Raw genomic sequence first — 6,000 nt, 5'->3', positions numbered from 1 at the left:
AGCCCTCATAGGTACTGTCGAAACTGGACGTAGACCAGTCCAAACGTCGCTACGACAATCACGTTTCAAGCCCTCATAGGTACTGTCGAAACGCGTCACGCCATCCCTCTTCCCAAGAGGGATAGCTTGTTTCAAGCCCTCATAGGTACTGTCGAAACGGCAGGTACTCGCTACCTGGCTAGTCGTTATCAGTTGTTGTTTCAAGCCCTCATAGGTACTGTCGAAACATCCACGTCGCGAGTCCGATCCCCAGTAACGCAAAATCGTTTCAAGCCCTCATAGGTACTGTCGAAACCCAACCAGATCCCCGCCAGTATCGCGATCTCGTCACCCGCAGTATAGCGGGAAATCCAGCCAGGCGCAAGCCCCTCTTCAGCCGTTTTCCGCGTGCCGACGGCGATCCAGGCTCCTCGCCGCCGCGCGTCGACCCCCCGGGGTTTGTGCACGATTGGAGGTCGACGCAACGCCGCGCGCCCGCCTCTCTCCCCGCCGTGGCCGCGAGCGCTTACCCAGCACGCCCGCGCGTCGACCTTCCCCACGCGCTCTGCCGCGCGACACCCCAGCGCAGGCAAGCCGCGGGGCGCCAGGCGCGGCACCGGCAGCCCTGGCCAGAGTCGTGACCTGCCTCCTCGAACCCGAGCGCGGCGTTGTGTTCGAGCCGGTGCGGGGAGCCGCGGGACGGCGAGAGCGGCCGTCAGATCAGTTCGCCGTACTCGCGCCACTCGTAGGGGTCGACCCGGCCGTACCACTCAGGCGTGCCGTAGTCCGGGCAGTTGGCCTTGGCCTTGGTCACGTCCCAGCGCTTCACTTTGCGGTAAGTCTCGACGAACGGCTCGCCGAGGATCTCGCGCAGGGCGCGGTCGGCCTCCAGCGCGTCCAGGGCATCTTCCAGCGAGCGCGGGAGCTCCGGCAACCCCGAGACCCGGCTCGCTTCGACGGTCACCGGCTCCGGGATGGGCAGCGCGCGGCAGATGCCGTCGAGCCCGGCGGCCAGCGAGGCGGCTAGCGCGATGTACGGGTTCGAGGCAGCACCGCCCAGCCGGTTCTCGATCCGAGCGGCCGGCCCGCGCGCTCCCGCGGGGATGCGGAAGGCAGCCGAGCGGTTGTCTGGCCCCCAGCAGATGCTCGTGGGGGCGAAGAGCCCGGGCCGGTAGCGCTTGTAGTCGTTCGGCGTGGGGGAGAGGAAGGCGATCAGGGCCGGGGCGTGGTGGATCAGGCCGCCGAGGAAGTGCCAGCCGAGCTGGGAGATGCCGAGCGGGTCGCGGTCATCGGCAAAGAGGTTCTTGCCAGTCCGCAGATCGATCAGGCTGTGGTGCAGGTGGCAGCCCGAGGCGGCCTCGCTGATGAACGGCTTGGTCATGAAGGGCGCGTCGTAGCCGTAGCGCCGGGAGACCTCCTTGACCGCAGTACGGAAGCTGAACGCCTGGTCGGCGGCCGCCAGCCCGTCGGCGGGGCTGAAGGTGACCTCGAACTGCCCGGGGGCGTTCTCGACGCTGAGCGTCGAGACCTCGATGCCGAAAGCCGGCAGGCTGCCGAGCAGCTCGTCGCGCCACTCGGGGAGCATGTTGTTGCGGAGCGTGGAGCAGATCTGCCGGTCTTCGAAGGCGCGAGCGCGGGTGACCCGGTCGATCAGGTAGAACTCGTACTCGAAGCCGCTTCGGGGAAGCATGCCCTGATCGAGGAAGCGCGCGATGACGCGCCGGCAGACGACCCGCGGGTCGTCCGGCGTCGGGGTCTCCGGGTCGATGTAGAGGTCGCCCAGCACGCGCGCCTCGCCCGGAGCGTAGGGCAACACGACCAGCGTATCGAGGTCGGGCTTGAGCAGGAAGTCGGGCGGCGGCAGCCGCTCGTCCTGCGGGATGTCCCAGCCGGAGGCGTCTTGCAGCAGGATGCCCCCGTAGAAGTTGACTCCTTTGACCGCGTAGACCGGGAACTTGCCGAGCGGGACGCTCTTCGAGCGGGCGATCGCGTGGATGTCGGCCATCTCGATACGGACCCACCGGACTCCGGCTGCCGCAAGCAGCCGCGTGACGGTGGACACGTCCATACGGTATGCCTCCTCCCCATACGCCTGACGCGTCCAGTATACCCGCGCCTGAAGCCCGCTCGGCAAGCAGGCCAGGGCTCCTCGGGCCCGGCAACCAGAGCGCGCACCGCCCAGGCGCGCGAGGGCGCGACGACTGGGCAGGACTCAGCGGCCGGGCGTCCGCGCGAGACGGCGCCGTACGTGCGCCGTGATCTCAGCGCCGTTCTCCCGCCAGACGTGGATCGCCGAGGGCGCGATCGAGACCAGGATGATGAAGAGCACGATCGGGATGAGGTAGCGATCGACGTCCGGGATCATGCTCCCCAGGAAGTAGCCGGCCATCGTGACCCCCACCGCCCAGAGGAAGCCGCCGAGGACGTTGAACGCCAGGAAGCGCGGGTAGTGCATCTTTCCCATGCCAGCCACGATCGGCGTGCAGGTTCGGACGATGGGCAAGAAGCGCGCCAGCACGATCGCCTTGCCGCCGTGCTTTTCGAAGAACGCCTCGGCGCGCTCGAGGTGCTTGCGCTTGAAGACGCGGGAGTCCTCGCGGTTGAAGAGCGACCGCCCGACGCGGTACCCGAAGGCATAGCCGGCCGAGTCGCCGGCTACCGCGGCGATGAAGCAGAGCGGGACGAGCCACCGGATATCGAGGTACCCCTGGGAGGCTAGGAAGCCGGCGGTGAAGAGCAGGCTGTCGCCGGGGAGAAAGAGACCGATCAGGAGGCCGCTCTCGGTAAAGACGATCGCCGCGACGCCCAGCGTGCCGACCGCCTTGATCAACGTCACCAGATCGAAATGCGGCATCACTAACCCTCATCTCATATCGGACGCGAGGCCGCTCGCTCCACCCGGATCGCGCCCGGGCCAGCGGCTTTTCCGGGCCACGCGCATCGCGCCAGCAAAGTCTCCCGGCCAGGCGCATGGAGCGTCGCGGTCATCGGGCCCGGCGCGCGGCCTCCGATGGCGGGCGGCTTCTTGACACCGCGGCGATCGCCGCCTACCATGCCGCCCGGCGCCGGAAGTATAGCCCGGCCTGGGTTCCGTTACCCATGCCGGCCTAACCAAATCGCGAACGCGAGAGGGAGGGATGACCTCGATGAAGACCGAGCAGCGACTCGCCGAGCTGGGGATCGAGCTGCCACCAGTGCCGCAGCCCGCCGGGAACTATGTCCACGCGGTGCAGACCGGCAACCTGCTCTTTCTGGCGGGCAAGGGCCCCTTCAACCCCGACGGCTCGGTTCCGACCGGGAAAGTCGGACGGGACTACACCACGGAGGAGGCGTACCAGCATGCCCGCTCGGTCGGCCTCACGCTGATCGCGGTGATGAAGGACGTGCTGGGCGACCTCGACCGGGTGAAGCGGGTGGTCAAGGTGCTCGGCATGGTCAACGCCGTGCCGGAGTTCGGCGAGCAGCCCAAGGTGATCAACGGCTGCTCGGATCTGTTCGTCGAGGTCTTCGGGGAGCGCGGGCGGCATGCCCGGTCGGCAGTGGGCATGGGCTCGCTGCCCAACGGGATCACCGTGGAGATCGAAGCGATCGTCGAGGTCGAGTAGGGAGCGACCAGGCGAGGCTAGCCCCTCGCCGAGCTCGGCTGCGGGACGGAAGCCGGAGCCGCCAGGGGGAGGAAGACGCTCATCGTCGTCCCCTGGCCAGGGTGGCTCATCGCCTCGATCCGTCCCCCGTGCGCCGCGATGATCGTCTTGGCGATGGGCAGCCCCAGGCCCGCGCCTCCCCGCGCGCGGCTGCGCGCCTTGTCGACCCGGTAGAACCGTTCGAAGACCAGCGGGAGGTGCTCCGGCGGAATCCCGGGGCCGCGGTCGACCACCTCGATGACCAGCTCGTCGCCGCGGATCTCCGAGGAGAGCACGACCACGCCGCCGCGCGGGCCGTACTTGGCGGCGTTGTCCACCAAGGCAAGCACGGCTTGCTCGATGCGGACCGGGTCGACCTCGAGCCACCCCTCGGCCTCCAGGGCCGCGCGCAGCGATGCGCCGTGCTCGCGGGCCAGCGCCGCGGCACGGTCGGCGAGCCCGGCCAGAAACGGCCCCACGGCGAGCCGTTCCCGGACGAGCGGGAGCGACGCTGCGTCGGCTCTGGCCAGCAGCAGGAGGTCTTCGACCAGACGGGACAGGCGATTCGCCTCCCGGAGGATCTCGCCGAGAAGCTCGGCGTGAGCGCAGCTCGAGTCGACCGCCAGGGCAAGCTGCGCGTTCCCGCGCAGCACGGTGAGCGGCGTGCGCAGCTCGTGCGAGGCGTCGGCGATGAAGTCGCTCTTCGCCTTGAGCGCCTCCGCGAGCCGCTGCGCGGTCTCCTGCTGGGCCGCGTACAACCGCCGGAACGCGTTCATGACCTTCACCGTCGCGTAGACGAGCCCAGCGCCGATCAGGCCCAACCCTGCGAGCACGCCGAGGAGCACAAGTTGCGCGGTCGTCATCGTCTGCTCGACGCTGTCCAGCGCCTGGCCGGCTTCTTCCTCGCCGACGCGCTGGACGACGCGCGCGTCCCGATCGAGCTCGGTCAGGAGCATCAACCCGCGCTCGCTCGCCTGGGCAAAGCGGATCGGGTCAGCCTGATAGCGATCGAGCGCTGAGGAGAACGTGGCGTAGTACGCCTCAGCGACCGCGCGGAGGGCTGACGGCTGCGGGATCGTGGGGTCGCGCACCCCGAGCCGCTCGATCGCCGCGATCGTCTCGACCAGGTACGCGTAACTCTGCTCGAACTCGACCCGCTCAGCCGCCGAAGGGCCGCCATCCCTGAGGTTGAAGTGATGGTTACGCAGGTCGAGGACGGCCAATCGGAGCTCGTGCCCGAGGTGCTCGAGCTCCACGTCGTAGCGCACCGCCTCGTCGACGACGGTCTTGACGCGCTGGTTGAGCGCCAGCGACACGAGACCCATGACCGCGATCGCTACCAGGAGCCCGCCTAGCGAGGCGCTGACGATCCACCACGAGCGCATGCGCGACCAGTCGCGATCAGCCATGGCCCACCAACCGGCTCACCTCACACCGCTCGATCCCATTTCCGTCTCCGGAAGTACGCGCGTATAGTATAGAGAGTACGGCACACCCGACCGACAGGAGAGGGTTCCGGGGTCGTCTCGCTCACCTCGCCGGTTGCCGCATGCGGATCCTGATCGTCGAAGACGATGCCGCCGTCGTACGCTTGCTGGAGCGCAGCCTGCGCGCCTACGGTTACGAGGTGGTCAGCGCGGGCAGCGGCGAGGAGGCGGTGCGACTGGCCTCCACCGGCTCGATCGATCTCGTCCTGCTCGATATCGCCCTGCCCGGGATCGATGGGCACCACGTGCTCTCCCATATCCGCGCGATCGACCGCATGCTGCCAGTCTTGATGTTGACGGCGCGCGACGACACCAGGAGCAAAGTCGCCGCACTCGACGGCGGGGCGGACGACTATCTCACCAAGCCGTTCGACCTCGAGGAACTACTGGCCCGCATCCGCGCGCTCCTGCGGCGTCGAGGGCAACCACAGCTCCCGCAGCCGTCATCGGCGCTCCTCCAGGCGAGTGATCTGGTCGTCGACCCCCTGTCTCACCGCGCCTGGCGAGGGGATGAACCCCTCGACCTCTCCGCCCGCGAGTTCGCTCTGCTCACCTACTTCATGCGCCATCCCAGCCAGGTACTGAGCCGGGAACAGATCTTGTCCGCCGTCTGGGGGTACGACTTCGACCCCGAGTCGAACATCGTCGACGTCTACGTCCGCTACCTGCGCCGAAAGCTCGACCGCCCAGGCGAACCATCGGTGATCACGACCATCCGTGGGGTCGGGTACCGCTTGGACCCGCCCTCGCCAGCATAGCCGGCGGATCGACCTTGCTCCATCGCCCGGCACGCTCGATGAACGTTTTCTCATGCCACATTAAGCCCCGGTTAATCTCGCCGCGCTATCTTCACGAGTGGGCGCGCGGTCGAGGAGTATTCGACACCTAGCGCGCTGCACTCGCGGACAGGG

General features: G+C 68.1%; 5 protein-coding genes. 2 read left to right on the top strand and 3 right to left on the bottom strand.

What is annotated here, in order from left to right; genetic code table 11:
• Positions 1–694 precede the first annotated feature (694 nt).
• Both NET02_RS14385 and NET02_RS14380 read right to left on the bottom strand, forming a co-directional pair.
• Positions 695–2,047, bottom strand: coding sequence for a glutamine synthetase family protein (locus NET02_RS14385; RefSeq protein WP_284058127.1), 1,353 nt, complete (start codon positions 2,045–2,047; stop codon positions 695–697).
• A gap of 144 nt (positions 2,048–2,191) precedes the next feature.
• A complete protein-coding gene (locus tag NET02_RS14380; RefSeq protein WP_284058126.1) occupies positions 2,192–2,833 on the bottom strand; it encodes a DedA family protein in 642 nt (213 codons plus the stop codon).
• Positions 2,834–3,125: 292 nt separating this feature from the next.
• On the opposite strand from NET02_RS14380, the gene NET02_RS14375 reads away from it, so the two are divergent.
• Positions 3,126–3,584 carry a RidA family protein gene (locus NET02_RS14375; RefSeq protein ID WP_284058125.1) on the top strand — a complete coding sequence of 153 codons (459 nt, stop codon included), beginning with the start codon at positions 3,126–3,128 and terminating at the stop codon, positions 3,582–3,584.
• A gap of 17 nt (positions 3,585–3,601) precedes the next feature.
• Here the strand turns inward: NET02_RS14375 and NET02_RS14370 are convergent, their stop codons facing one another.
• Complete coding sequence (locus NET02_RS14370) at positions 3,602–5,011, bottom strand: sensor histidine kinase (protein WP_284058124.1); 1,410 nt, start codon at positions 5,009–5,011, stop codon at positions 3,602–3,604.
• Positions 5,012–5,151: 140 nt separating this feature from the next.
• Here NET02_RS14370 and NET02_RS14365 point away from each other — a divergent pair, with 140 nt between their 5' ends.
• Positions 5,152–5,847 carry a response regulator transcription factor gene (locus NET02_RS14365; protein WP_284058123.1) on the top strand — a complete coding sequence of 232 codons (696 nt, stop codon included), beginning with the start codon at positions 5,152–5,154 and terminating at the stop codon, positions 5,845–5,847.
• The last annotated feature ends 153 nt before the right edge of the window (positions 5,848–6,000 follow it).

Source organism: Thermalbibacter longus (assembly GCF_023806485.1).
In the GTDB taxonomy this organism is placed as follows: Bacteria; Chloroflexota; Chloroflexia; order Thermomicrobiales; family Thermomicrobiaceae; genus Thermalbibacter; species Thermalbibacter longus.
The sequence above is the reverse complement of the archived record's forward strand: the minus strand, read 5'-3'. Positions and strand labels throughout refer to the sequence as shown.

Bases quoted from the DNA above. Each gene is read 5' to 3' on its own strand.
- NET02_RS14370 (WP_284058124.1), bottom strand. From the start codon at position 5,011: ATGGCTGATCGCGACTGGTCGCGCATGCGCTCGTGGTGGATCGTCAGC.
- NET02_RS14365 (WP_284058123.1), top strand. From the start codon at position 5,152: ATGCGGATCCTGATCGTCGAAGACGATGCCGCCGTCGTACGCTTGCTG.
- NET02_RS14385 (WP_284058127.1), bottom strand. From the start codon at position 2,047: ATGGACGTGTCCACCGTCACGCGGCTGCTTGCGGCAGCCGGAGTCCGG.
- NET02_RS14380 (WP_284058126.1), bottom strand. From the start codon at position 2,833: ATGCCGCATTTCGATCTGGTGACGTTGATCAAGGCGGTCGGCACGCTG.
- NET02_RS14375 (WP_284058125.1), top strand. From the start codon at position 3,126: ATGAAGACCGAGCAGCGACTCGCCGAGCTGGGGATCGAGCTGCCACCA.